Source organism: Actinopolyspora lacussalsi (assembly GCA_030803735.1).
In the GTDB taxonomy this organism is placed as follows: domain Bacteria; phylum Actinomycetota; class Actinomycetes; order Mycobacteriales; family Pseudonocardiaceae; genus Actinopolyspora; species Actinopolyspora lacussalsi.
On record JAURUC010000001.1, the window covers coordinates 1,433,729 to 1,459,667 of the forward strand.

At 68.4% G+C, this 25,939-nt stretch carries 25 protein-coding genes; 10 read left to right on the forward strand and 15 right to left on the reverse strand.

The genetic code is table 11. From position 1 onward, the window contains the following. Positions 1 to 53 precede the first annotated feature (53 nt). Positions 54 to 875, forward strand: a complete 822-nt coding sequence (locus J2S53_RS06275; protein WP_456240192.1) for an SAM-dependent methyltransferase — start codon at positions 54 to 56, stop codon at positions 873 to 875. A 129-nt stretch (positions 876 to 1,004) separates the two neighbouring features. On the opposite strand, the gene J2S53_RS06280 is transcribed toward J2S53_RS06275, so the two are convergent. Next, positions 1,005 to 1,262, reverse strand: a complete 258-nt coding sequence (locus J2S53_RS06280) for a hypothetical protein (RefSeq protein ID WP_456240193.1) — start codon at positions 1,260 to 1,262, stop codon at positions 1,005 to 1,007. On the opposite strand from J2S53_RS06280, the gene J2S53_RS06285 reads away from it, so the two are divergent. Beyond that, on the forward strand, positions 1,252 to 1,698 hold the full coding sequence (locus tag J2S53_RS06285) for a DUF4232 domain-containing protein (RefSeq protein WP_456240194.1): 447 nt from the start codon (positions 1,252 to 1,254) through the stop codon (positions 1,696 to 1,698). The two genes, J2S53_RS06280 and J2S53_RS06285, sit on opposite strands and share 11 nt — an antisense overlap. A 128-nt stretch (positions 1,699 to 1,826) precedes the next feature. On the opposite strand, the gene J2S53_RS06290 is transcribed toward J2S53_RS06285, so the two are convergent. After that, on the reverse strand, positions 1,827 to 2,273 hold the full coding sequence (locus J2S53_RS06290; protein ID WP_456240195.1) for an RrF2 family transcriptional regulator: 447 nt from the start codon (positions 2,271 to 2,273) through the stop codon (positions 1,827 to 1,829). A gap of 143 nt (positions 2,274 to 2,416) precedes the next feature. Between J2S53_RS06290 and J2S53_RS06295 the strand changes: the two genes are divergently transcribed. Beyond that, positions 2,417 to 3,538, forward strand: a complete 1,122-nt coding sequence (locus J2S53_RS06295) for an NADH:flavin oxidoreductase (RefSeq protein WP_456240196.1) — start codon at positions 2,417 to 2,419, stop codon at positions 3,536 to 3,538. Between the two features lie 231 nt (positions 3,539 to 3,769). Here the strand turns inward: J2S53_RS06295 and J2S53_RS06300 are convergent, their stop codons facing one another. The 7 genes from J2S53_RS06300 to J2S53_RS06330 all read right to left on the reverse strand — a co-directional run bounded on the left by J2S53_RS06300 (position 3,770) and on the right by J2S53_RS06330 (position 11,090). Next, positions 3,770 to 4,846, reverse strand: a complete 1,077-nt coding sequence (locus tag J2S53_RS06300) for a hypothetical protein (protein WP_456240197.1) — start codon at positions 4,844 to 4,846, stop codon at positions 3,770 to 3,772. A gap of 566 nt (positions 4,847 to 5,412) precedes the next feature. Next, positions 5,413 to 6,459: a pyridoxal-phosphate dependent enzyme gene (locus J2S53_RS06305; RefSeq protein ID WP_456240198.1), complete on the reverse strand. Its 1,047-nt coding sequence runs from the start codon at positions 6,457 to 6,459 to the stop codon at positions 5,413 to 5,415. Beyond that, the gene (locus tag J2S53_RS06310) at positions 6,380 to 7,417 is read right to left on the reverse strand and encodes a GHMP family kinase ATP-binding protein (RefSeq protein WP_456240199.1); all 1,038 of its coding nucleotides are present in this window, start codon (positions 7,415 to 7,417) and stop codon (positions 6,380 to 6,382) included. Before J2S53_RS06310 ends, J2S53_RS06305 begins: the two co-directional genes overlap by 80 nt. After that, positions 7,414 to 8,232 carry a Rossmann-like domain-containing protein gene (locus J2S53_RS06315; protein WP_456240200.1) on the reverse strand — a complete coding sequence of 273 codons (819 nt, stop codon included), beginning with the start codon at positions 8,230 to 8,232 and terminating at the stop codon, positions 7,414 to 7,416. Before J2S53_RS06315 ends, J2S53_RS06310 begins: the two co-directional genes overlap by 4 nt. Before the next feature lie 53 nt (positions 8,233 to 8,285). After that, entirely contained in the window at positions 8,286 to 9,275 is a 990-nt protein-coding gene (locus J2S53_RS06320; protein ID WP_456240201.1) for an ABC transporter substrate-binding protein, read from the reverse strand. A 30-nt stretch (positions 9,276 to 9,305) separates the two neighbouring features. Beyond that, the gene (locus J2S53_RS06325; RefSeq protein ID WP_456240202.1) at positions 9,306 to 10,067 is read right to left on the reverse strand and encodes an ABC transporter ATP-binding protein; all 762 of its coding nucleotides are present in this window, start codon (positions 10,065 to 10,067) and stop codon (positions 9,306 to 9,308) included. Next, a complete protein-coding gene (locus tag J2S53_RS06330; protein ID WP_456242715.1) occupies positions 10,068 to 11,090 on the reverse strand; it encodes a FecCD family ABC transporter permease in 1,023 nt (340 codons plus the stop codon). A 402-nt stretch (positions 11,091 to 11,492) separates the two neighbouring features. Between J2S53_RS06330 and J2S53_RS06335 the strand changes: the two genes are divergently transcribed. Beyond that, positions 11,493 to 12,773: an MFS transporter gene (locus J2S53_RS06335; protein ID WP_456240203.1), complete on the forward strand. Its 1,281-nt coding sequence runs from the start codon at positions 11,493 to 11,495 to the stop codon at positions 12,771 to 12,773. 101 nt (positions 12,774 to 12,874) lie between these two features. After that, positions 12,875 to 13,651, forward strand: coding sequence for an IclR family transcriptional regulator (locus J2S53_RS06340; RefSeq protein ID WP_456240204.1), 777 nt, complete (start codon positions 12,875 to 12,877; stop codon positions 13,649 to 13,651). 102 nt (positions 13,652 to 13,753) lie between these two features. Here the strand turns inward: J2S53_RS06340 and J2S53_RS06345 are convergent, their stop codons facing one another. The 4 genes from J2S53_RS06345 to J2S53_RS06360 form a co-directional block, all read right to left on the reverse strand. Next, a complete protein-coding gene (locus tag J2S53_RS06345) occupies positions 13,754 to 14,371 on the reverse strand; it encodes a TetR/AcrR family transcriptional regulator (RefSeq protein ID WP_456240205.1) in 618 nt (205 codons plus the stop codon). Further along, positions 14,368 to 15,744, reverse strand: a complete 1,377-nt coding sequence (locus J2S53_RS06350) for a serine hydrolase domain-containing protein (protein WP_456240206.1) — start codon at positions 15,742 to 15,744, stop codon at positions 14,368 to 14,370. The genes J2S53_RS06345 and J2S53_RS06350 overlap by 4 nt, the downstream gene beginning before the upstream one ends. A 97-nt stretch (positions 15,745 to 15,841) precedes the next feature. Next, positions 15,842 to 16,825, reverse strand: coding sequence for a YeeE/YedE thiosulfate transporter family protein (locus J2S53_RS06355; protein ID WP_456240207.1), 984 nt, complete (start codon positions 16,823 to 16,825; stop codon positions 15,842 to 15,844). A gap of 181 nt (positions 16,826 to 17,006) precedes the next feature. Continuing rightward, positions 17,007 to 17,768 carry a YwaF family protein gene (locus J2S53_RS06360; RefSeq protein ID WP_456240208.1) on the reverse strand — a complete coding sequence of 254 codons (762 nt, stop codon included), beginning with the start codon at positions 17,766 to 17,768 and terminating at the stop codon, positions 17,007 to 17,009. Between the two features lie 387 nt (positions 17,769 to 18,155). On the opposite strand from J2S53_RS06360, the gene J2S53_RS06365 reads away from it, so the two are divergent. Genes J2S53_RS06365 through J2S53_RS06375 form a run of 3 tightly spaced genes read left to right on the forward strand, consistent with a single transcriptional unit; the run spans position 18,156 to position 22,710 of the window. Beyond that, entirely contained in the window at positions 18,156 to 18,302 is a 147-nt protein-coding gene (locus J2S53_RS06365) for a hypothetical protein (RefSeq protein WP_456240209.1), read from the forward strand. Positions 18,303 to 18,322: 20 nt separating this feature from the next. Continuing rightward, positions 18,323 to 21,403 carry a lantibiotic dehydratase gene (locus J2S53_RS06370; RefSeq protein WP_456240210.1) on the forward strand — a complete coding sequence of 1,027 codons (3,081 nt, stop codon included), beginning with the start codon at positions 18,323 to 18,325 and terminating at the stop codon, positions 21,401 to 21,403. After that, positions 21,403 to 22,710: a lanthionine synthetase C family protein gene (locus tag J2S53_RS06375; protein ID WP_456240211.1), complete on the forward strand. Its 1,308-nt coding sequence runs from the start codon at positions 21,403 to 21,405 to the stop codon at positions 22,708 to 22,710. The genes J2S53_RS06370 and J2S53_RS06375 overlap by 1 nt, the downstream gene beginning before the upstream one ends. Positions 22,711 to 22,875: 165 nt before the next feature. Here J2S53_RS06375 and J2S53_RS06380 read toward each other — a convergent pair whose 3' ends face one another. Together J2S53_RS06380 and J2S53_RS06385 are read right to left on the reverse strand one after the other, a co-directional pair. Continuing rightward, positions 22,876 to 23,250, reverse strand: a complete 375-nt coding sequence (locus tag J2S53_RS06380; protein WP_456242716.1) for a type II toxin-antitoxin system death-on-curing family toxin — start codon at positions 23,248 to 23,250, stop codon at positions 22,876 to 22,878. Positions 23,251 to 23,255: 5 nt separating this feature from the next. After that, positions 23,256 to 23,453, reverse strand: coding sequence for a hypothetical protein (locus J2S53_RS06385; protein WP_456240212.1), 198 nt, complete (start codon positions 23,451 to 23,453; stop codon positions 23,256 to 23,258). Between the two features lie 429 nt (positions 23,454 to 23,882). On the opposite strand from J2S53_RS06385, the gene J2S53_RS06390 reads away from it, so the two are divergent. Together J2S53_RS06390 and J2S53_RS06395 are read left to right on the forward strand one after the other, a co-directional pair. Next, positions 23,883 to 24,698 (forward strand): methyltransferase domain-containing protein, encoded by an 816-nt coding sequence (locus J2S53_RS06390; protein ID WP_456240213.1) that lies wholly within the window; start codon positions 23,883 to 23,885, stop codon positions 24,696 to 24,698. A gap of 227 nt (positions 24,699 to 24,925) precedes the next feature. Next, positions 24,926 to 25,675, forward strand: a complete 750-nt coding sequence (locus J2S53_RS06395; protein WP_456242717.1) for an SAM-dependent methyltransferase — start codon at positions 24,926 to 24,928, stop codon at positions 25,673 to 25,675. Positions 25,676 to 25,939 lie beyond the last annotated feature (264 nt).

Below are 25,939 nucleotides of genomic sequence, written 5' to 3' on the forward strand. Positions count from 1 at the left end.
CGCACTCGGAGCAATATCGATCTTCGCTCCGTGCGGGGAGGTACGCTGTCGGCATGTCGCACGACGGGGATTTGGCCGGCCAGGTGGAGGGCGCGAACCTCGACCAACCCAACATCGCGAGGATGTACGACTACCACCTCGGCGGATCCGCGAACTTCGCCATCGACCGGACCGTGGCCGAACAAGCGCTGCGGCTCGTGCCCACGGAACGGGACTACTGCTGGGCCAACCGCGCGTTTCTGGGCCGCGCGGTCCGCCACCTGATCACCGAGCACGGGATCGACCAGTTCCTCGATCTCGGTTCCGGTGTGCCGACGGTGGGCAATGTGCACGAGATCGCCCACCAGCACGACCCGTCAGCACGCGTGGCCTACGTGGACTGGGAACCCGTCGCCTGTCACCACGCGCGCCAGCTGCTCGGCGCCGACGAGCACCGGGTGACGGTGACCGAGGCGGACGTGTGCGAGCCCGAGACCGTGCTCAACGCTGTCGGAGTGGCCGGCCTGCTGGACTTCGCCCGCCCGATCGCGGTGCTGGCGTTCGGGATCCTGGACATTCTTCCCACCACCGACGGGGCGGGACTGGTGTCCCGCTACCGCGAGGCGTGCACGTCCGGCAGCGCGCTGGCACTGTCCAACAACGCCCAGCTCAGCCGTACCGACGAGGAGGTGGCGGCGCTGCGTTCCCTGCTGGCCGACACCTCCACGCCGAATCTGTACCTGCGCACCAGCGAGGAGGTCGCCGCGCTGCTGCCCGACTACGAACTGCTGACCCCGGGAGTGGTGCCCGCGTCGCTGTGGCGCCCCGACCGGCACGTCACCGAGCAGGAGGCTCAGCGCGGCAACGTCTACGGCGCCGTCGGAATCCTGCCGTAGCTCCCGGAACCGCGGCCGAACCCGCGCGGGAGCACAACTGGAGATCTCGCCGCGCCCGCTGCTGCCACCGTGGTCATCACCGGAATGCCGCTCGGCAACCACCGGCATCGAGCCGTGCGATCATGACCATCATGAGCCCCGGTGGATCGTGAGGCTGTTCCCGCTCGTCATGGCCGTCGTCATGACCGGTTGCGTCGCGCATCCGACACAACCTGCCGAGGAAACGCCGGGGCCCTCGTCGGCCGCGTCCACCTCCACCACCTCGGCCGTCGAGGATTCCGCCGGAACGGGCATGGGATCCGCGAACGACGGGAGAGCATCCTCACCTTCGAGCACACCCGCGAACTCGTCGGCATCGGACTGCCCGGAAACGGGTGTGCGTCTCACGACCGACCTGGTGGAAGTGGCGATGGGCCTGCGGCTGATGCACGTCGAGCTGGCCAACTGCGGTGACCGGCCCTACCGGCTGAACGGCTACCCACGTGTGCGCGTGCTGGACGAGCAGCGGCGAGCGTTGGACGTCCGTGTCGAGCGGGGATCGGCGGACATCGCGACCGTCGACGGCTTCGACACGCCGCCGGAGGCGATCACGGTGCGACCGGACGAGCAAGCCGAGGCCCAGCTGATGTGGCGCAACACCCACGCGAGCATGAACGCCCCGCGAGTCGGCGAGTACCTGAATATCGCTCCGGCGCGGGGCCGCCCCTGGCAATCAGTGGTGCCGGTGGGCCGGGAACGGAATTCGCCGCAGCAGGAACGCGACGAGATCACCGTCAACATCGGCAGCACCGGCGAGCTCGGGGTCCGCGCCTGGTTCCGCTAGAACGCTCCCGGCGACGGAACGAGGTCGTGCGGACGGCCGCCCCACGTCGAGCGTCCCGGGGCCGGCGAGCCGCGCGGAGGTTCCGCCAAGCGAGCAGCCCGACAACCCTGCCGGAGAACTTCGACGAGCTATCCCCGCGTCGGCTCCCGGTCGAGACGTCGCATCTCGCGCACCCCGTCGGCGAGCGTGCGGTCACCGAGCGCGTCGAGCACGGCCCGCTCCACGTCCTCGGTCAGCTCGGCGAAGTAGGCCTGCGCGTTCGCGGCGCCCCGGCAGTCGTGCTCACCGCCCGTGCGGCAGTTCCAGAGCGGTTTGTCGCCGGTCGAGCAGCGGTAGATCTCGGCCAGGGTGATCTCCTCGGCGGCCCGCGCCAACCGGGCTCCCCCCGTGCGCCCCTTGGTGCAGATGACGAGTTCGGAACGGGTCAGCGGCAGGAGCAGCTTGCGAACCAGGCTCGCGTTGGTGTCCATCCGCTCGGCGAGCTGGGCGGAGCTCAGGGTCGGATCCCCCTCCTCGTCGGCGACGGCAAGAAGCAGCATCGCCATCAGGGAGCTGGAAAACCGGATGTCCAGCACGCGGGCAACACCTCCCTCCGTCGACCTCGGCCGAGCGCTCCCACAGACCGGTACCCCAGGTTAGCAACGCCGCCGCGATCCCCCACACCAGAAAGTGTATCTTCAAAAGGAACACTTTTTACGTGCAACAGGAGGAAGATCGCATGTCCGCTCGCGCAGCGCAGGCACTCGCACGTCCGTTCACGCTCGGATCGATGGAGCTGCCGAACCGGTTGGTCATGGCACCGATGACCCGGGGGCAGTCCCCCGACGGTGTGCCCGATGAGAACGTGGCCGCCTACTACGCACGGCGTGCCGCGGCGGGAACCGGCCTGATCATCACCGAAGGCACCTACATCGACGATCCCTCGGCCGGGGACGGCAAGCACGTGCCGCGGTTTCACGAGGAGGGCCCCTTGGCGGGCTGGCGCGACGTCGTCACAGCGGTGCACGAGCAGGGTGGAAAGATCATGCCACAGCTGTGGCACGTCGGCATCCAGCGCAGGGCGGGCAAGCCACCGGTTCCGGAAGCCCCCTCGGTCGGCCCCTCCGGTATCGCGCTGGACGGCACCCGGCAGGCGGGCGACGATCTCTCCCTCGCCGACGTCGAACGGCTCGTCGAGGCCTTCGCCGAAGCGGCAGGGCAGGCCGAGCGCGTCGGCTTCGACGGTGTGGAGCTGCACGGAGCGCACGGCTATCTGATCGACCAGTTCCTCTGGGAACGCACCAACCGACGCACCGACGCCTACGGCGGCTCTCCGGTGGAGCGCACCAGGTTCGCCGCCGACATTGTCGCTGCCGTGCGTGAGCGGGTCTCGGCGGACTTCCCCGTGGTGCTGCGGTTCTCGCAGTGGAAGGCCGACAACTACGACGCCAAACTCGCCGAGACCCCGGACGAGCTGCAACGGATACTCGCCCCGCTGAGCGAGGCCGGGCTCGACGCCTTCCACGCTTCCGGACGCCGCTACTGGGAGCCCGAGTTCCCGGAATCCGACCCGGACCTCAACATCGGCGGCTGGGCCCGCAAGCTCACCGGCAAGCCGGTCATCACCGTCGGCTCGGTCGGGCTGGACGCGGTGTTCGACCCCGCCACCCTCGGCGAGGGCGCGGGCACCAACGTGGCCAGCGTCGAAGGGCTGGCAGAACGGTTGGAGCGCGAGGAGTTCGACCTCGTCGCGGTCGGCCGCGCCCTGCTGGCCGATCCGGAGTGGAGCCGGAAGGTGCTCGACGGCCGGGAGACGGAACTCGTCCCGTTCACCCGCGAGGCGATGAGCACGCTGTACTGAAGCACCTTCATCGGTGGTCGGATCCGATCGGCACCCGGAGCTCGACAACAGGCCCGGACCAGGCCACCCGCTCGAACAGCTCGCTGAAAAGCCCGCCGCGCCGTGCACAGGGTTCTCGGGATCAACGACCGGCCGAATGAACGAAGCTGTTCGTGGGGAGCACGTTCCCGGGCGGTTCCGAATATTCTCGAACCACCCGGGAACGAACCCTTCCTCGGGAAGGATCAGCCGTCAGGAAAGCACAGTGGGCTCCTTCGCGAACTCACCGACCGTTTCGCGATGCTGCCGCATCGTCTCCTCGCCGTCCTCACCCGGCTGCCTGCCGAATCCGCAGTACATCGACAGGCCGAACTCGTCCAGGTGCTTCGACGCCGTCGCCACACGACGCCGCAGCCCCGCCACACCGTCGATCGGCTGCACGAGGCCAAGAAAGACCCGAGTGTCACCGACGTCGAGGTCGGTCAGTGGACGGAAGAAGCGGTCGTCCTCACTGCGCAGAGTCCTTGGCCCCGCCATGTGCAGCCAGTCGACCTTCCGGCCGGACTCGGCGACCGCGTAGTTGGCCATCCGCACCACCGTGCTCATGTCCCCCGGCTCGTACATGGGCCACTCCGGGAACGTGCCGTAGCACAGGTGGTAGCCGACGAGCACGTCCTCCGGAATCAGCCGCGTCAGCCGGGAGACCGGTCCGGCGAACCGTTCCCACGCGTCACCGGAGGTCCACGAGAGCACACCCTCGACGTCCTGTGTGTCGTAGGCGGTGTCCCACTGGATGGCCAGGTCGGCGGGTGGGATGGCTTCGGTCAGCCGTTCGAGCTCGCGAACGACCAACTCCTCGAAACCTCGCGCCGCGGCGGGATAGTCGTTCCCGAAGTTCGCCTTGAACGCGTTCATGGCGCTCGACGGGAGCGGCAACCCCACCTGGAACCGCAAACGTTCCGGGACCAGGCCCTGCTCTCGCAACTCGCGAAACACCTCGTAGGAGGCGATCGCGTCGTCGATGCGCGGCCAGGTGTCCCAGTGCAGCCGTTCGACTCCGTCGCGGACGGAGAACACGGGCGTGTCGTAGATGTGACGCGGCACCCCCGTCGGCGAGCCTGTTTCCTCCACCACGACGACATCGGGATTGGGGCGTATCAACCGCTCACGTTCGTAACCCACCCACGGAGCACGTGGCCCGGTCTCACCGTCCGGCAACGCGTGCACCAGATCGCCGAACCAGTGGGCGCCCGACCGGAACGCCTGTTCGGTCGAATCGGTCGGCAAACTCCCGACCAACAACAAATCACCAGCCACTCGTGGGCTCATCACCGCGTCCTCTTTCACCTGATCATCGCGGCAGCGCGAGTCGACCACGAGACCTGACGCGACCGAGATCACACCGTTGTCCCTCGATCACAGCGGGCCGCTGTACCGATGTTTTCGACGGCAGGCAGCTCGCCCGCGGCGTACGGTCGCCCACCTCGGTCCGGCCCACGGCGTCAGCTCTCGTCGTCATCGACGCTCCGCATGGTCGTGACAGGCACCGAGCATGCGGTCGCTGTATTCCACAGCACTACCACGTTCTCATTCAATGAGAGAAAAATCGGACCCGAAACTCAGCTGGGTTACAACCGTATACCGACTCTCGGTAACGCTGCCGCAACGCGGGGGAGACGAAGCCCTGACGAACCCGAAGAGGTCGTGCCGTACCGGGCGGGCCCGGACGAGCCCGACGACGTCGTCGTGGAGATGCCGACGACGCGGACCTCTCGCGTCACCTCGGGTTGGCGGAGAGCGCTGATCAGCGTGTAGCCGCCGAGCACGGCCACGTGATGAAACGGGATGAAGATCTCTTGATCCTCTTGTGCCACGCCCATCGGGTCACGCTCCCATCAGGACCACTTCACCGGCATCGCCTCTCGTTCCTCCTCGCTGCGCGCGTTGGGCGGTGCTTCCGCACGGTCCCAGCACATCCGCGACCACGGCATCTTGAGCTCCGCGGTGTCGACCGCCGGATGCGGTGCGAGCTCGGAGATGTCCCTCGCCGACTCGGCCCGGGAGAACACCGCCTCGTTGTAGCGGTGCCCGGTGTCGGCGGCGATGAACAGCACCGGCCCCGACGACCGGACGTATCGCTCCCAGTGTGCTGCCAGGTACGCCGCGCCGCTGGACAACCCCGCGAACACGGCGTGCCTGCGCAGCAGGTCCGTGCTCGCCGACAGCGCGGTGTCGAAGGAGATCCAGTGCAGTGTGTCGTAGGCGGTGTGCTCGACATTGCCGAACGGGATGGAACTGCCGATCCCGGCGATGATCATCTCGCTGTCGGAGACGTGTTCGGCGCCGAAAGTGATGCTGCCGAACGGTTGAACACCCACCAGCCCGACATCCGTTCCGGCGCCGCGGAGATACCTGGCCAGCGCCCCCGTGGAGGCGCCGGAACCGACGCCGCCGACGATCGTGAGTGCTTCACCGTCCAGTTCGGTGCGGATGCGATCCGCGATCGGGCGATATCCGAGACAGTGAATGTCGTCGTGGTACTGCCGCATCCAGTGGTAGTGCGGGTTCTCGTCCAGCAGTTGTCGCACGCGACGCACCCGCAGACTCTGGTCGAGTTTGAGATCCGCCGACGGTTCGACCTGCTCCAGACGGCAGCCCAGCAGGACGAGTTGGTTGTACAGCGTGGAATCGATGGTCGTCGAGCCGACGATGTGGCACCCGAGTCCGTACCTGTGGCAGGCGAGCGCGAGCGCGTAGGCGTAGATGCCGCTCGAACTGTCCAGCAGGGTGTCCCCGGGACGCACACGCCCCTGTTCGAGCAATCGCTCGACCGCCGTCAGGGCGGAGACGACTTTCATCGTCTCAAATCGAAGGCATACGAGTCCCCTGTCGAGCCGGATCAGATCGGGGCGTGCGACTGCGTCCGCGATGTGCTCGTCCATGATCACCATCACCGTTTCGGGAACGAGGCCGAGTGCTGAACACTCGCGTGCTGGGAATGTCGTTGCGGTCCAGTTCGAACAGGCATGCCCGGATCCGGTCTCCCGTACCGGGCTGGTTCGGGTCGAAGAGCAGACCCGCGACATTGCCGCTGTGGGCGATCTGCAGGCCGACGGCGCCGACCCGCTCGGCGATCTCCGCGAGTGAGTCCAGTTGGGTCTTGTCGAGGATGCGCTGGTTGTACCGGGCGCTCTCGGTGCTGACCTGGCCGAGTAGGGCGACGTCGGACCGGGCCACGGCTCGGCGCAGCAGTGCGCGCAGTCGTTCACCGACCCGCACGTCCCGGTCGCGGATGTGGTGGGTACCCAACTCCAGGGTGTCGACACCGGTGGCGCCTTCGGTGAGGCATCCCACCACCACCGCGGGGGGAAGCCGGTCGCCGAGATCCTCGAGGACTCTGCCCTCCCGTTGCGCGAACAGCAGGGCCCTGTCGTCGAACATCAGCGGATCACTGGCGCGTTCGGCCGACACCGCGATTGTCGACACGGTCTCGGCGGGAAGGTGCACACCGTAGGCATCCACGACGGCGCGGATCGCGGCCAGCACGTCGGCACTCGACGACCCCATCCCGAGACCGTCGGGAACCTCGCTGCTGAGGAACAGTTGTCCGCCGCACGGAGTCCGTGCCGTGGTGCTGCCACAGAGTTCGCAGGTCAGGATCGCCGCTCGTCGCGCCTTGCTTCGGTCGTTCGGGCTGATGACCACGCTGTCCGCGGCCGTGTCGGGGTCGGGCACGAAGACGGCCCTGCTGCGGGGGCCGGGAAGTGGCATGGTCACCAGAGCCCGACAGGCCGCTCCTCGGTCATCGAGGAAGACTCCTTGCAGGATTTCACCGTGATGGCAGCCGGATTGGCCCGTTCCGGTGGTCGGGGGAGTTTTCCGGTCGGTGGGTGCGTTCATGACGAGTGGGCCGCGCGGTAGCGGTACAGGGTGGTGGGGTTCGAGTCGAACTGGGAGAACGGGAAGGGTTCGGCGGACAGTGCGGTGACGCCGGAGCCGAGAAAGGCTCTCGCGACCGCGGAGCCCGACTGGGCGTAGACGATCAACGGCACGTTCCGCTTCCCGCAGTGGCGCAGAATTCCGTCGAAAGTCCCGTTGCCCAGTGTCATGCCGGTCGCCACGACGGCGTCGGCGGGTTCGAGCACTTCGCTCATGACCGAGGTGACCAGTCCACCGTCAGCGGTGGCGTCGAGGTTGTAGTCACAGGGCAGACAGACGCACCCCCGTTCCCGCAGCGCCACGACGAGCGGGGTGACAACACCGATGAGCGCCACCCTGCTCCCCGGTGCGAGTTCGAGGAGCCCCGCGATCGCTTCGTCCCGGCTTCGGGCCCGTTGCTCGGGAGTGCCCGCGGGTAGGGTGACGGCTTCCGCGTCGGGACGGTCGCGGTGGTGCTCGGTCTCGGTGAGATACGCGTCGAGCGCGGCGACACGAAGTGGGAGCGGTGCGGCACGGAGCAGGGTCGCGAGATCGCTGCCCGAGGCTCCGGAGCAGGTGTCCGGATCGAGCTCGCCCGCTTCGAAGGCGCAGGCACCGTACGACTGCCCGACCCGGACGAGGACGTAGCGGTTGCGGTATACGGTGGTCGATCCCGCCAGTCGAGTGCCGTGCTGGATCCAGAACACGCTGGTGGCGATCAGTTCGCTCGGGCGCGGTGGCCCGGAACCATCGAGCACCTCGGTGAACAGGGCGTCAAGGGTCGCTGTTTCGGCCATGGTGATGTCTTTTCCTGAATCGGAGGGACAGCCGGTGAGAGCCGGCTCGTGGACTAGCGTCCGATGGAGCGCAGGTAGTCGGCGAACTTCTCGGCGGCGGCGATGTTGCGGGGTCCGCTGACGGCGGCTCCGTAGTCGATGACGTGGAACCGGTCGTTCTTGATCGCGGGCGTTTGCGCCAACGGGGGGAACGACTTCAGGAACGCGATCTTGTCCTCGACGGGTTTGTCCCCGTAGTCGACGACGGTGATCACTTCGGGATTCGCCCGCACGACCGATTCCCACCCGATCGTGGTCCAGCGCTTGTCGAGGTCGTGCGTGATGTTGCGCCCGCCCGCCAACGAGACGATGGCGTTGGGTGCCGCCTGAGCACCGGAGGTGAAGGGTTTGTCGGTTCCGGAGTCGTAGATGAACACCCTGGGTGGAGTGCCTTGTGGTCGTTCCTCGCGAAGAGCTCGGGCACGTCGCTTCAGGTCCGCGACCACGCGTTGCGCGCGATCCTCGATGCGGAAGATCTTCCCGATCTGTCGCAGATCGGTGTAGAGGGCCTCCAGCGGTGGCACGCGAACCGGATCCGATCCGTAGTTGAAGCAGCTCTCGGTGTGCTGGTAGCTGCGTATGCCGAGGGAGTCGAGTTTGCTCGGAGTGATGCCCCGGGCCTGACTGAAACCGGACTCCCAACCGGCGAGGACCCAGTCCGCCTCCGCGTCGAGGACAACCTCGAGACTGAGCACATCGGTGCTGAGCGTTTCGACGGAGCGATAGTCCTCCCGCCACGGGGAGCGTTTCACCGACGGGTCGGCGGTGCTGGGCATGACGATGCCCCGCATGCGGTCGGCCAGCCCGAGGGCGAACATCTTCTCGGTGCTGCTCATGTCGTAGGCGACCGGGTGTTCCGGTTCGGGGTATTCGATCGTGCGCCCGCAGTTCTCGATGGTGACCGTGCCGGATTCACCGTTCGAGGCGGGCGCGACGTTGGCTCCGCAGCCGGTTGCCAGTAACGAGGTGGTCAGCAGGAGCGTGACTGCGACGCGTGAGGTCATTGCGGATATCTCTCCTGTTCACAACGGTGATCAGATGTCGTAGTGCAGCTGGGGGATTCCGGTGCGCGGATGATGGACGATCGAGGGGGTGACGCCGAACGCCTCGTTGATCAGCTCGGGGGTGAGCACTTCGACGGGCGTACCGATGTGCAGCACCGTCCCGTTGGCGAGCACGGCGAGCCGGTCACAGGTGGCGGCCGCGAGGTTGAGGTCGTGCATGGCGATCAGCACGGTGGTCGAGTCCGTGCGCAGCTGGCGAAGCAACTGGATCTGGTGGTGTATGTCGAGGTGGTTGGTCGGCTCGTCGAGGACCAGCACACGGGGTTGCTGCGCGAAGGCCCTGGCGAGCAGCACCCGCTGGCGTTCCCCACCGGACAGCGACAGCACACCGCGGTCGGCGAGGTGCACGACGTCGGCACGACGCATCGCCTCGTCGCGGACGGCGCGTTCCTCGGTGGTCAGCGGCTGGTTCCCGCGGTGGTGCGGAAACCTGCCGAGTTCGACGATCTCGGCGACGGTGAAGTCGAGATCGTTGCTGCTCTCCTGCGGAACAGCGGCGATGTGCCGGGCTGACTCGCGCGGTGCGAGGGTGGAGATATCGGCACCGTCGAGCAGCACCGCTCCCCTGCTCGGCCGCAGCGCCCGGTAGACGCAGCGCAGCGCGGTGGACTTGCCGCTGCCGTTCGGTCCGACGAGTCCGAGGACTTCCCCTTCCGCCGTTTCGATGTTCAGATCGCGGACGAGCTCGGTTCCCGCGAGGTGCACCGACAGGCCGTCGAGTGTGATCGACATTCACCGACCTCCGAACAGGTAGCCGCGGCGTCGCAGCAGAACGATGAACACCGGAACCCCGATCAGCGCCGTGATCACGCCGAGCGGCAGTTCCCGTGGCGCGAACAGCGTCCGCGAGGCGAGGTCCACCCAGACGAGGAAGATCGCACCGATCAGCGGCGCGATGGTCAGCACTCGGCGGTGGTTGGCACCGACCAGCAGCCGCACGAGGTGGGGGATGACGAGCCCCACGAAGCCGACCGCACCGCTGACCGCGACCAGGCATCCGGTCACGATCGCCGTGAGCAGGAAGAGCTTTTTGCGCACGGCGGTGGCGTCCATGCCCAGTCCCGCGGCCGTCTCGTCACCGAGGGCCAGCACGTCGAGCGCGCGGGAGTTCCACAACAGCAGCACCGTGGCGAGAACGACGGTGGCGGCGGCCAGTGGGAGACCGGACCAGGTGGCACTGCCCAAACTGCCCATCAGCCAGAACAGCACCGTACGGGCGGAGTCGCTGAAGGGAGCGAAGAAGACGATCGCGCTCATCATCGACTGGAATCCGTAGGCGAGGGCGACGCCCGTGAGTACGAGGCGAAGCGGAGTGAGCCCGGACTTACCACGCGCGGCGAGGTAGACGAGGGCCGAAGCACCCAGCGCCCCCAGCAGTGCGGCGGTGGACAGCGCGTAGACCCCCAGGCCGGCGAACAGTCCGAACGAGACCACGGCGCTGGCGCCGACCGAGGCTCCGGACGAGACCCCGAGGATGAAGGGGTCGGCGAGCGCGTTGCGCACGGTGGCCTGGATCGCCACGCCGACGACGCTGAGGCCCGCTCCCACCACGGCCGCGAGCAGCACTCGCGGAGTGCGCACCTGCCAGATGATCGAATACCCGCTCGCGTCGGCCGCGTCGATCGTTCCTCCGGTGACGGCGGCGGCGAGGTAGCGCACGGTCTCGGGCAGCGGCACGGGAGCCGGACCGAGGGTGATACCGACCAGGATCGAGATCGCCAGCACCACCACCAACGACAGGACCGTCGTGAGCAGGCTCTTTTCCCGGCGGCTCGCCGGGCGGGCCGGCTGCGCGTCCGATGTCGGCTGGGCATCCGACGTGTACCGCGTATCCGATGTGGGCTGGGCATCCGACGTGTACCGCGTATCCGATGTGGGCTGGGTATCCGCTGTGGACTGGGTATCCGATGTGGTCACTGGGTGCGCTCCGTCTTCGAAGCTCCGTGCGGGCGGGCTCGGGGGGTCGAGGTCGGTTTTCGGGGTCGCTTAGGATGCATAATAGAAAACGGTAATCATTTTCGTCTACGGTTGATGTTCATTGGGAGAACAGTCACAGCGAAGACGCTTTCCGCTACCTTCGGTGCTCTCCGAAGTGGCCGATCGGGGACGTCCTCCCGTGTGCGGCCGCCGTAGGCGCGTGTGACGGGAGTCGATCCAGTGACATCCGCCCAGAAACAGTCCGAGGAAACCCCGCCGCGACGCTCACTGCTTCGAGAGCCGCACTTCCTGCGGCTGTGGGCAGGAACGACCGCTTCCGGACTCGCCACGTGGGCACTGCCCTTCGTGCTCGGCCTGGCCGTGCTCGACGGAAGCATCAGCGCCGTGATGCTCGGTGCACTGCTCGCGACGCGCACAGCGGGCTTCCTGCTCGCCGTGCCCGTCGGCGGCGTGCTGGCCGACCGCTACACCAGTCGAAGGGTCGTGGCGTTGTCGGGACTCACCGCTGCCACGGCCACGTTCGTCATCCCGCTCGGGTTGGGGACCTCGCAACCACTGATGGCAACGGCGGCGGCCGTGGTGGGAGCGGGGCAAGGGGCGTGCAGGCCCGCGTTTCAGGCCCTGACCGCCGAGGTCGTCGACTCGGCACGACTGCAGCGGGCCAACGCCGCGCGGACCTTGTCGGTGAGGGTGACGACGCTGGTCGCGCCCGGTCTGACCGCGCTGGCGGCCACCGCCGTCGACACCGGCACACTACTGTTGCTCACTGGTGGCCTCTGGTTGGTGGCGGCGTGGTTGCCTCCCGCCGGAAGTAGGAATGCCGGAGGCCCCTCGCGCCAGGGCGGCACGCCGTTCGTCTCCGAGTTCACCGAGGGACTGCGCGAGGCGCGCGGGCATCCCTGGTTCCTGGCCGGGCTGGCCGCGTTGGCCACTGTCATCACCACCGGTTACTCCGCCACCGGGGTCGTTCTGCCGTTGATCAGTCGTGAGCGCTACGGCACCGAGGCTGTCCTGGCCGCCGCGCTGACCGCTTACACGGCGGGAGCGCTGCTCGGGGCGCTGCTCGTCACGCGGTGGCGACCCCGTTCGCAGGGGTTCTGGGCACTGGCGGGGTTGGCCGGTTACGGCTTCGCCCCGCTGGGGCTGCTGCTGCCGCTTCCCGCGGCAGTACTGGTCGCGGGCTACGTGCTGGCGGGAATCGGGATCGAGCTGTTCAACGTCCCGTGGTTCACCGCGACCCAGCGTGAGGTGGCACCGGACAAGCTGGCTCGTGTGTCCTCCCTGGACTTCCTGGTCTCCTACGGACTGGCACCACTGGGACTGGCGCTGATCGCACCCGCGGTGACACTCGTCGGGAACTTCTGGGTGCTGGTGGTGTGTGCGGCGGCGTGTTTCGCGGCACCGGCGTTGGCGGCGATGGCACCCGGCGCGCGTCATTTCACCCACCCATCGACGGCGTCCGAGGCGTCGGGAAAGCGCGATACCGTTCCCAACGGTTGAATCCGACGAGAAGCCGCCACCGAGTTCGACCAGGCGTGCGATGACGAGCGAACCGGTGAGCTCACTCGACAAGGCGAGGAGATGGCGGCGAGACTGTCGTGATGGTCGGTTCTCCCGGGGAGTCAGTGCTGTCGCGCGTGGTTCGCATCGTCGAGTCGTTCGGCGCGGAGACACCCGCGCTGCGTGTCTCCGAGATCGCGCGCCGGGCCGAGCTGCACATCGCCACCGCCTCGCGCCTGGTCGAGGAGCTCGTCGGCCACGGCTGGCTGCACCGCGACGACGACCGCAGAATCCGGGTCGGCGTGCGACTGTGGGAACTGGCCTCGCGGGCCTCCCCCGCTCTCGGGCTGCGCGAGGCCGCGATGCCCTTCCTTGAGGACCTGCACGCGGTGGTCGGTCACCACGTCCAGCTCGGTGTCCGCGAGGAACGCGAGGCGCTGTTCGTGGAACGTCTCTCGGCGCCGGGCGCGGTCATCAACCTCACCCGCGTCGCCGGTCGACTCCCACTGCACGCTTCCTCGGTCGGCATCGTACTGCTCGCACACGCCCCCACATGGTTGCAGGAGGAGGTCCTCACGGGACCGCTGCACGCCTACACCCCGGCGACGGTCGTGGATCCGGGCGAGCTCCGGGCGATGCTGGCCGAAGTACGCCGAAGCGGGATCGCGCTGTGCCGCGGTTTCATCGACACCCGCGCCACGGGTGTGGCCGTGCCGCTACGGGAGCCGAACCACACCGTCGTCGCGGCACTCTCGGTGATCGTGCCCAACGACGACCAGGCGCGGATGCACGTCCCTGCCCTGCAGGCGGCGGCACGGGGCATCTCCCGCACGATGGCCGGACACGATCACGAGGCGCATCGCGGTATCGCCCGCTGACCCCGGAGAGATAGGGCCGGTGCTGCCCGGTTGCCGAACGCCCTACGAGCTCACCCGAGTACGCGCACCGCCCGCGATCCGCTCGCGCCGGAGCTCGGATTCTCAGTCCGCGGTCCGGGGCGAGTCCGGTACCACCGCGGGCAGTTCCGCCATCACGGCGCGGAACTCATCGGCCAACGAGCCCCTGCCCGGCGGGGCGGAACGCCACCTGCGCTGCGCTTCGGCGGAGACGGCCCCGAACACCTCGACGGCCAGGTGGATCCCGGAATCCCGCTCCGGGGCGTACGCGGGATGCCGCTCGACCAAGGCGGCCAGCCGGTCCCGCATGTCGGCGCTGTGCAGCAACGCACGGGAGCGGACCGACTCCACCCGGTCGATCTGCTCGCTCATCCTGCGGATGGCGTCCTCGCCGACCCGGTCGGACAGTTCCTCGAGCACCTCGGTCATGGCGTCGGCGAACGTGACGAGCAGGGGTCCCTCACCGAGGCATTCGTCGACCCGTTCGAGGAACGCGTGGTTGCCCTCGATCACCAGCCCGAGCAGCACGTCCTCCTTGCTCGGGAAGTAGCGGTAGATGGTCCGGTAGGACATCCCGATCCGTTCGGCGATTTCGGCCACGCCGACTTCCGAGAAGCCGTACTCGTCGAACAGCTCCAGCGCGGCGTGGATCATCCGCAGTCGACGGTCGTCCTTCTGCCGTTGCCGCAGCGATCCGCTCATGCCGTGCGCCTCGTGAGCCTGCCGGCCTGGAAGAGGTGGGTGGCGGGACTGCCGGGGCCGCCACCGGAGAACGCGAGAACCTCGTGTGCCCCGAAGAGCCGATCGGTGGCGATCAGCCGATCGTCGTCCAACCGCACGAGCTCGGTCACTCTCGGCTCGGGTTGCAGCTGCCGGGCCTCGGCGGTGAGCGCCTCCGAGCGCGCCACGGCCGAGCCGTCCGGCCGCACGGTCACCTCCAGGGACATCGTCGAGGAGTCGAACCGACCCGCGAACCGGGTGGGGTCGACTTCCTCGGGGTGTTCCGGCGGGGTGGGCAGCTCGGGTGGCCGAAGCCCGACGATCCGGTCGGCGATCCGCGCGACGACCTCACGGTGGAAGGCGGCGTTCTCCCCGCCGTTGGCGTGCGAGACGAGGGCGATACCGGCCTCGGGAAGCACGCGCAGGCTACAGCTCTGTCCGTAGGTGCCGCCGTCGTGCCCGACGACCCGTTGCCCGTCCCAGTCGAAGATCATCCAGCCGAGTCCGAAGTGACCACCGAGCATGCCGATGTCCGGGACCGGGACGTGTGGGCGCCACATCCGTTCGACCGTCGCCGGGTCGAGCAGCTTCCCGCCACCGTCGAGATACGCCCCGGCGAAGGCCAACAGCTCGCGAGGAGCCATCGCCAGCACGGTGCCCGCTGGCGCGAGGGAGGCGGGCAGGTTCCAGAACGGGGCCGGTTCAGGACTTCCGTCCCGGCCGGGCACGTGTCCCACGGCCGTTCGGTGCAGCAGCGCCTCCTCCGGCGTGACCGCCCAGTGCCGCAGGCCGAGCGGCGTCCCGATGTGCTCGCGCAGCAGCCGCTGGAAGGACTTGGCGCGCACCGCTTCGACGATCCTGCCGAGAACGGCGAAGCCGGAGTTGGAGTAGGACATGCCTTCGCCGGAAGGGATGTCCTGGGAGAGCGTGGGCACGACGTCCTCGACGTAGCGCCGCACCGCGTCCTCGTCCCGGGTGGTGGATACGAAGGCGTCGCCGTAGATGCCCGAGGTGTGGGTGAGCAGTTGCCGGACGGTGATGTCCGCGCCCACCCCCTCTTCGGCGAGTCGGAAGTCGGGCAGGTAACGCGTGACCGGGGCGTCGAGCTCGACCAGACCTTCCTCGACCAGCTGCATCACCAGTGTGCTCGTCCACAGCTTGGTCACCGAACCGATCTGGAACAGCGAGTCCGTGGTGGCCGCGACACCGGTACGCAGATTGAGCTCGCCCGTCGCCGCTTCGGCGACCTGGTCGTCGGCGAGCACGCCGACGGCCGCACCGGGCACCCCGTGCCGCCGTGCGAGCTCGGGCAGGGTCTCGTCCAACCAGGTCCGCAGGCCCGACAGATCCGTCATCGCCACTCCTCCCGCTGGCCGACATCTTGTGTCACTGGATGACTAATGTCAATCAGTGACAGTTTTGCGGGATGGGCTCCGCCATCTCGACGCCGGCTCAATAGGTCTTCTCCGGGAGCACCGGTGGAGCGGACAGAACTCGTTGCGTCTTCCTGGCGAGACCGATTCCCAGCACGAAGGCGATTACGACCAGCCACGACGAGACATTGAGCTGTGCGACGCCCGAAAGCCCGTGTCCGAGGTTGCAACCACCCGCGAGCAACGCACCGAAACCGAGCAGGAAGCCCCCGAACAGCAACCGCGGATAGCGCACTCGTGTTTCACCGCGCAACCACCATCCTCCTGCCGTCCGGGCAGCGAGGAATCCGCCGAGGACGATTCCGCAGAGGAACGCGCCGAGCCACCAATTGACATCGCCCGTCGCGATACCGCTCACCGCACCCACGGTGCTCGCACCGAAGCTCGCTCCTCCCAATCCGGCCAGTAGCCACGAAGCGACGGCGACCACGGCGAGAGCGACGCCCGCGAAGGGCCAGCGCCATTGCCAGGCGTACTGCCGGTGATCACCCCCGCGCCACCGCCAACCGAACACGACCACCAACACCGCGAACGGCACCGCCACGACCGCACGGGGAACGCCCAGCACACCCGGTAACGTCCCGTCGATTCCGCCCGGCAGCACCGTCGGCCCCGGTAGCCGCACCCTGCTCGCCGCGAGCTCGCCGAACGCCCACCCGAGCAGCCCGACGAGAGCGCCGAGCATCCCTGAGCCGAGCTTGAAGAACAGACCGGAGACGCAACTGGCCGCCACGGCCATACCGACACCGAAGATCAGACCGCCGAGGATGTTGCCGACCGGACTCAGCGGCAGGCCGGTATTGAGACCTCGCCCCACCGGAGTCGCGTAAAGCACCGCCAGGCCGACCGAGGTCAACGCCACCGCGAGCAACCAGGCGCGGGCCAGGGCGAACCTTCGTTCGTACATCCCGGCGAAGATCGCGTGGAAGCACAACCGACCTCGCTGCAGCACGTAGCCGAAGAGCACCCCGGCTACGAGTCCCGTGACTACCGCCAGGATCATGCCGCATCACACCCACTACGGTCCGGTGCTGTTCGGCGCCACCATCACATGCGGACGCGGCCTCATGCGGGACGGAGCCCGGCTCGGGTGAGTGTCGCGCGGAAGCTACTGGGCCCCGAGCTCCGCGTCGTATCGCGGCATCGGCCACGGTGTCCGAGTGAATCAGCTCGCCAGAGCCCGCTCACTGTCGCGGGAGACGCCCTGCCTCGGACTCACCTCGCCGTGTGGCCCGCCGCGCCGACCGCCCGGCCGAGCGCGTCCACGGCCACGTGATCAACGCCCACGCGGCGATCCCCACCGCGAACTCCACGGCGAGATACCACGGCCACGGCCCCATGACGTCCAACAGTGAGGAGTTCTCGGGCTTGGCGTTGAGGAAGCCGTAGTTCGCCCCGGTGAGCAGGTTGAACCCCAACACGGCCGCCCCCCAGACGACCGTGACGGTGACGGTGGTCGCCAGGCTGCGCCAGTCGGGACGCAGCCCCAAGCCCCAGGTCAGGTAGATGGCCGCCCAGACCACGAGGATGTGCTGGGTCCAGAAGTCGACGAAGTCGACGTGCGGAAACCCGGGAGCGTCCAGCGCCGGAGTGATCATGGCCTGCGGATTGAGCGTGAGACCCCAGTAGTACGTCAGCGAGTACGCCCACTGCCGCCGCGTCCACAGCGCGTAGACCGCCACGAGCCAGGTGAGGTCGGACAGGTGCAGCGGCAGCGAGACCTCGATGTCCCACTGCGACGGCAGGACCCGGTATACCTGCATCGCCACGGCGAACAGCCCCAGCAGCAACGCGAACGCCCTGGCGAACAGCACTCCCGAACGCGTTCCGCGCTGACGACGTCCGATCCGGACGAGCAGCACCGCCCCCACTACCGTCACCCCGAGGAGAGCCCAGTGGGAGAGGCCGTAGGGAGTGAAGGTCTCCTGCGCCCACGACGGGTCCACACCGCGAGGGTAGTAGAAGAATCCTCCGAACGCCCGAATGACAGCACGGGAATTCGTCGATTCACGTCGAACACCCCGAATCGTCCCATGGAAACGCCCACCAACGGCCGGATCGCGGGCACCGAATTCTCGCACGCGACACGTTAGGAGAACTGAAAAACGGAACACGGAGCCGAACCGGAACTCAACGATACCGACGAATGCCCCGAATAAATCACCGCTGTCGGCGACTTGGGGAACCGGCTCCCCCGTCGGGCTTTCTGCCGAAACGGGGTGGACAGGCGAACGATCGTGCCATAGGGTCACACAACGAATGATCACAATGATTCCTGGCGGGTAAACAGAACATCGTTGATCGTTCTTCACCGCTCGAATTGGAGGACAATGATGGACAGCACACTGTTCGACCTGGATGTCGAGATGGTTCCCTCGGTCGACGGCACCGACTCGGCGCCACAGCCGCGAACCGCTCGGGCGAACGATCCGTTGTCACCGATCACGCAGGGAACCTGCAATCCGATCATCTGCTCGTAACCCCCGGGGATCACGACCTTATGCGTGACACCGACGACGAGGGCGGGCCGATCTTCCGGCCCGCCTCTCTCGGGCTCACCCGGACGGCCGTGCTTCCGGTGGAGGACTCCGGCCCAACCCGCCTGAATCTCGAACCCGATCCTCGCCCCGACCAGGAAAAACTCGCGGGCCATCTGCTTCGTCTCGTGGCTGACCAGCGCGTTCGCGAGGCCGTCGAGGTGTCCAGCTCCTCGTTGGCTGGGACCGTGGAAAAGGTCGAGAACGGTGAACACGTCAAGCCGGCCAAGTTGGAGCGCGGCGTACTCGCCGCCGCGCGCTACCTCCTGCGCATGACTGGCAGACCGACGCCTTTCGGGCTGCTGGCAGGCGTACAACTCGCGTCGTTCGGGGCTGAATCGCGGGTACGAATCGGACGGAAACACCGAAAACGCGTCACCGCCGACAGCGAATGGCTTTCCGAGAGGCTCGCGGAACTGCATCACGACAACGCGGTTCGGGAGCGCATTCAGGTCGCCACCAACAATCTGTGCACGGTACGTGGTAACCGATTGGTGCTTCCCCACGTGCGATCCACCCCGCGCGAGCACACCGATTCACTCCCCCACGAGATGACCGTAGCCCACACCGCGGTGGTTCGCGCGGCGGTGGAAAACGCGAGGATTCCGGTATTTTTCGGCGAGCTGCGCGATCGTGTTCAAGGGGAGTTTCCCGAAGCGAACGCGTCCGACATCGAGCGTCTGCTCATCCAGCTCGTAGACCGGGAAATTCTGCTCACCGACCTGCTCGGCAGACAGGACGAACCGGACCAGCTCCGATACGTGAACCGACGGATCTCCGAAGTGCGGACGTCGACGGCGCTGCGGCTCGGTTACGCGGAAAAGCTGCTCTCCGAGTACGAGTCGACCGAGCTCGGCCGCGGTCGCCCTGCCTGGCGAAGCCTCGTCACCGAGATGGGCGGGCTGCACACGCATGACCGTCCCCCGGCCCAGGTCGACCTGGACATGGACGCGCGGTTCCACCTTCCGGCAGAGCTCGCGGAGGAGGCCACCCGGGCAGCCGACGTGCTGTGGCGACTGGGGCCACCCGGAAAAGCCGCACCACTGGTCGAGTACCACGCGAGGTTCCTGGACCGCTACGGTACCGACCAGGTCGTACCCCTCCCCCGGTTGCTCGATCCGCACCGCGGCCTCGGACCGCCCGATCGGCACCACTTCCGGCAGGACGACGGCACCGCACCGGAATCCGAACCGGAGTACTCCCGGGAGCGCGACCAGGCACTCGCCACCGCCGTGCACGCGGCGGGCAGCGAGCTCGTGCTCGACGACCACCTGGTCGAAACGCTCGGCCACGGCGAGGAAGCCCCGCCCCAACCGTCGCTGGATCTGTGCGTGCAGCCGCTCGCTCCCTCCGTCGAAGCCCTGCGGAGCGGTGAGTTCCGCATCGTCGTGACAGGCGGTGGGGCCCGGGCGGGCGGCATGGCGGGCAGGTTCGCCCACGTGCTCGGCGCCGAGCAGCGGTTCGGCGAGCTCTACGAGGAAACCGCCGAGGACTCGTCGCTGAACGCCCAGGTTTTCTTCCAGCCGAGCACCGAGCGGGCGGGCAACATCACGCGGATGAATCGGCTCATGCCCCGTGCGGTGGCGGTCGGGTGCTTCCCCGACGCGGAGGACGCGTTCGCTCCGGAGGACCTCGCCGTGGGCGCCTGTCCGGACCGCCTGTACCTGGTGTCGCTGAGCACCGGGCGCGAGGTGACCGTCACCCGCACCCACCTGCTGAACCTGACGAGCCAGACGCCGGACCTCGCACGGCTGCTCATCGCGCTGGGTGCCAGCGGCACCCGCGTCTGGACCCCCTGGCAGTGGGGACGGCTGGAGGCACTGCCCCACCTGCCGCGGGTCAGCCGCGGGAGATCGATCCTGGCCCTGGAACGCTGGCGGGCCGACCCAGCGCTCCGCGACCCGGACCTGCCGTGGGACCGGTGGCAACGCGCGCTCCGGGAGTGGCGGGAACGGCTCGGCGTCCCCGACCGGATCCGGGCCGGTGTGATGGACCAGCAGCTCGACCTCGACCTGACCGTGCCGCTGCACCAACGACTGCTGCGCGGCCAGCTGCGCCAGGGCAGAAGCGACGTGGTGCGGGAACAGCCGAGCACGCACGGCTCGGAGAGCGGTTGGAGCGGCGGGCACGCCACCGAGGTCGTGGTGCCCATGCTGTCGACGCGCCCGCGCTCGGCGATACCGGACCCGCCACCCGGCCCGGAGACGGCGCAACGGCACACCCCCGGTGGTGAGTGGCTCTACGCCAGGATCTACGCCGCCCGTGAGCACCACGACGCGCTGCTGCAGCGCGAGATCGCCCCGCTGCTCGGGCGGATCCCCGCCGAGGTCGACCGGTGGTTCTTCGTGCGTTACGCCGATCCCGATCCGCACGTTCGGCTCCGCGTGCACGCGGCACCGCAGGACGTTCGGGACCACGTGCTGCCCGTGCTGCACGAGTGGTCGAGCAGGGCGTGCGCCGACGGCACCATCGGCGGGTTCGTGCTCGACACCTACGAACCGGAAACCTCCCGCTACGGCGGTCCGGAAGCGCTGGAAGCCGCGGAGCGGCTCTTCGCGGCCGACAGCCGCCTGGTGCTCGAACAGCTGCGGAACCGCTCCCGCGGTGGCCCGGACATTCCGCTGGCGACGCTCGCCGCGATGAACTATGTGGAGCTCCTCGACGGCCTGGGTGACTGGGACTGGCAGGAGTGGGTCCTGCGACAGTACCCGGCTGAGACGGAGCACCGCGTCGCCACGGAGACCAGCCGTGCGGCGGCGGAACTGGTCGATCCGGCACGCCGCTGGCAGGCACTGCGCGAGCTGGGGAGCGCCGACGATCTGCTCGCCTGCTGGGCGCGGCTGGGACCGGCGGTGCGCGAGTACGGGGTGGCACTGAAGCTCGACTCGAGCACCCCCGCTCCGGCGCACTCCACCGCCGTGGGAAGCGTGCTGCACATGCACGCCAACAGGCTGCTGGGGCCGGGGACACGAGCCGAACCGGAGTCGTACGGAATCCTGCGCACGGCGGTCCGCAGGCACCGTGACCGACTCAGGCACCAGTGATGAGTGGGTCGTCCACGCGGGCCGCCCGGGTCGTCGAGGAACTGGCCGAACGACTGGCCGATCCGGAGGCCGTGGCCGCCGCGGCGGTGGACGACTCACGGGGCGAGTCGGTCCCACCGTGGTTCCCCCACTCGTTGAGCCACGGCCACGCCGGGATCGCGGTGCTGCACGCCGAGCTGGGACACACCCGGCGGCGCTTCCGCGCGATCGCGCACGAGCACCTGCGGCGCGCGGTCGGCGACACCGGTGGTACGAGCTTCCGGGGCGCGTTCGACGGGGTGGGCGCGGCGGCGAGCGCGGCGCGGGTCGCCTCCGGACACGGCGACTACGGGTCGATCCTCGACCGGCTGGACGAGCACTTGATCGCTCGTTCCGAGCGACTCGCCACGGCGCAGGAGCTCGAAGCCGGCTCCGCGGAGCCCGTGGCCTTCGAGACGATCGACGTGGTCGTCGGTCTCAGCGGGATCGGGCGCTACCTGCTGCATCGGCGGGAGAAGAGCGGAGACCCCCGCGACACGGCGTTGCGGGCGGCCCTGCGCGCGCTGACAACGCTGCGACACCCGAGAACCGTAGAGGGGACCTCGGTTCCCGGCTGGTGGTACGACGCCTCGTCATCGCTGGTGGAGGGGCCCGAGTTCGCGCACGGCCACGCCAACCTGGGCCTGGCGCACGGTGTGTCCGGGCCGCTGGCGCTGCTGTCGGTGGCGTGGCGCGACGGGGTGCGGGTACCGGATCAGGCGGAAACCATCCGATACGTGGCCGAGTGGCTGGTGCACCACCGGTTGCAGGACCGGGCGGGTCCCTACTGGCCCCCGCACCTGGGGCTGGGCCACTACACCGACCCCGGGGCCCACCCGGTCCCGGCGGCGAACCGTCCATCGTGGTGCTACGGAGCTCCCGGAATCGCACGCGCGCTGGACCTCGCGGGGCAGGCCCTGGGGGTCGAGCGGTGGCGTGGTCTCGCCGTGGAGGCGGTGCGCGCGGTCACGCGGCGACCGTTGGAGGAGTGGGGCATCGTGGACAGCGGTCTGTGCCACGGCTGGGCGAGCGCCCTGTACCTGTTGTTGCTCTTCGAGATCCGTCACCCCGAGGCCGGACTGGGCCCCGTGGTCGACGAGACCGCCCACCAACTGCTGGAGCGGTTCGACAGCACGGCCCCCTTCGGCTACCGGAACACGCGAACCACGAACCAGGTGCCCGATCCCGGGCTCCTGGAGGGGGCCGCGGGCATCGCGCTGGCCCTGCACGCCTACGCCACGCGCAGCCTCCCGGCCAGCGGCTGGGACACGCTGCTGCTGCTCGACTGATCCTCGGAAAGCGTGCTCGGGGACCCGCTGGTCCGGGAAATCGACGCCGGAACGCGAAGAGGCGACGATGCAGCTCCCGCACATGAGTGGACCGGCCACGCGCTCCCTCAACTCACGTCCACCGCACTTCGACAACGAGGCGTCAACGGCGAGAGGTCGCATTCCTCACTCCGTGAACCGGTCGAGCGCGCCGGCGATCTCGTCGAGCCCGATCAGGCTGCGCGCCGCCCGCAACATCAGGTCCTCGGCCCTGTCCTCGTCGAGCGCTGTTCGCAACGGATGCCCGTTGATGGCGAGGAACACCATTGCCGCTGCCCATGCTGTTCGCTTGTTGCCGTCCACAAGAGCGTGATTGCTCGCCAATGAGTGCAGCAGTGCGGCAGCTTTGCTGTAGACGTCGGTGTAGGCGTCCGCACCGAACACGGAAGCGCGCGGACGGTCCACCGCGCTTTCCAGCAGGCCGTAGTCTCGCACGCCCGGCGCTGTTCCAAGGGTGATACGTGCTGTCTCAAGGACGTCGGACACGTCCAGGTACTCGATATCGTTCACTTCTCGGCCAGGCGCTCGTTCAATCCCGCCGAGATACCCGCCACTCGCGTGGCGGCAGCGGTGACCTTTCGACGACGCAACTCGGAAACGATCGCATCGTGGGCCATCGAACGCAGGCTCTTGTCCTCCCTCCCGGCAGCGTCGCGGAGTTGGGCCATCTCTTCCTCGGTAAATTCCACGTTCAAAGCTGGCACACCGCGGATTATACATATCAGGTACCAGATCTGGTACCTTAGTTGCGGTGCGCGGATACCGTCACGCGCCACTGAGATCCACCCGTTTCGAGCCGTACATCCTTCGACTCGCCCTATGCTCATACGGAGGAGACCACCGGCCCGCATCCGACCATCGCCGCACGCACGTCCGCCGTCGCGGCGATCTCACCGGACGTGAAGCCGAGCCGCCCGGCTGCTTGTGATCGCCTCGCCACACCCCCTAATCTGGTCTCGCGAAATGGTCACATCTATCCACATCGTGGGAAAACTCAATGGTGGCGCGCTCGGGAGCTGTCGGAACGCTTCGCGGTCCCCCTCGCACGGCAGCGCGATCGTCGGCGAACGTCTGATCACGTCCCGCCGCGGCACGGTCACCGGGCAGCGCCACGGAAGGAGACGTCCGCAGCCGTGTCCGCATCCGACGAGGTCTACAGCCAGGGCCACGCCGAAAGCGTGGTTCGCTCGCAGCGCTGGCGGAGGGTGGACAACTCCGCCGCTTACCTGGTCGAACGACTCCGGCCGGGACAGAACGTGCTCGACGTGGGCTGCGGCCCCGGCACGATCACGGTCGACCTCGCCGAACGGGTGGCGCCCGGCCGGGTGGTGGGAGTGGACCCGGGCGAGTCGGTGCTGTCCCGCGCGCGGGAGGAAGCCGCTGCGGCGAGGACCGACAACGTGGAGTTCCGCCTGGGTGACGTGCACGAGCTGGACTTCGACGACGACACCTTCGACGTGGTGCACGCCCACCAGGTGCTGCTGCACCTGACCGATCCGGTGGGCGCGCTCCGGGAGATGCTGCGGGTCGTCCGACCCGGCGGGATCGTCGCCGCCCGCGACACCGACTACGCCGGAGCGATCTGGTGGCCCGCCGACGAGAGGCTGGAGCGCTGGCGGGAGGTGTACCGGTCGGTGGCGCGGGACAACGGCACCGAACCGGACGCCGGGCGTCGGCTGCTGGCCTGGGCCCACGCCGCGGGCGCGGTCGAGGTGACGCCGAGCGCGTCGATCTGGTGCCACGCCACCCCCGAGGAGCGCGCGTGGTGGGGCGGCATGTGGGCGGAGCGGATCGTGAACTCGCGCATCGCCGAGCAGGCCGTGGCGGGCGGCCACGCCACCGGTGAGGAACTGGCCGCGATCTCGGCGGCCTGGAGCGAGTGGGCCGAGCACCCCGACGGTTGGTTCGCCCTCCCGCACGGTGAGGTGCTCTGCCGCGCCCCCGGATGAGCGATCCGACACGAGCCCGAACGATCCCGGCGCCGAAACCACACCCACCGCCGCGCCCCTGGCGGCAACCGGCACAGCACGACGGCTCACCGTGGCGTCATGATCGCTCACTGTGGACAATCGGTCCCGCCGGGTTACCAAGACGGCCGAGGAAGGAGCCACCGTTGGAGACGGGGACCGGACAGCAGCCACCGCAGGTGGACGAGCAGACACCCAACATCGCGCGGATGTACGACTACTTCCTCGGCGGCTCGGCGCACTTCGAGTCCGACCGAGCCGCGGCGGAGGAGTTCCTCCGGGTCTACCCGGGCAACACGCTGTGGGCCCAGCACAACCGCTCGTTCCTCGGACGGGCGGTACGCGAGTTGTGCGAGCTGGGCATCGACCAGTTCCTCGACCTGGGATCGGGCATCCCGACCGTGGGCAACGTGCACGAGATCGCCCACCGGACGAACCCCGATGCCAGGGTGGCCTACGTCGACATCGAACCGGTCGCGGTCAGCCACGCCGAGCACATGCTGCGGGGGACAGAGCTGGCGACCATCACGCGGGCCGACCTGCGGCGTCCGGAAGAGGTACTGACCGCTCCCGGAGTGGCCGGGCTGCTGGACTTCACCCGGCCCGTGGCGGTGCTGGCAGTGGCTATCCTGGACATCATCTCGGTCCGGGACCCCCACGGGATGCTGGCCACCTACCGCGAGGCGTGCGCGCCCGGAAGCGCGCTGGCCGTCACCAACGGCGCGCAGCTGGCCATGACCGACGCCGAACGAGCGGGCATCGACCGGGTCATGTCGGGCACCACCACCCCGCACGTGACGTTCCGCGATCCCGAGGAGGTCCGGGAGCTGTTCGCGGGATACACCCTGCTGGAACCCGGCGTGGTCCCCAGCGCCGCTTGGCGACCGATCGAGCCCGTCACCGACGAGGCGGCCCGGCACTCCAACGGCTACGCCGCCGTGGGGATCCGATCCAGCTGACCGGTGGCGGATACTCCCGGCCCACGGCTCGGTATTGGGCGTGGAAGCTGTTGCGGAGTTCCCGCGCTCCCGTCATCGGACGAGTCCCACCGAGAAGCTCTGCAGCATCGCGCGTTCCGCTTGTTCGGAGTAAAACTTCCTGCCCTGAGTTCCGCCGTCCGGAGCACACCCGAAACCGAAGAGGTCGCATCACGATGTCGAACTCTCGTTCTCCCCTGGTCTTTTCGAGTGAAAGAACCCGATTCTCCCTCCTCGCGAAGGAAC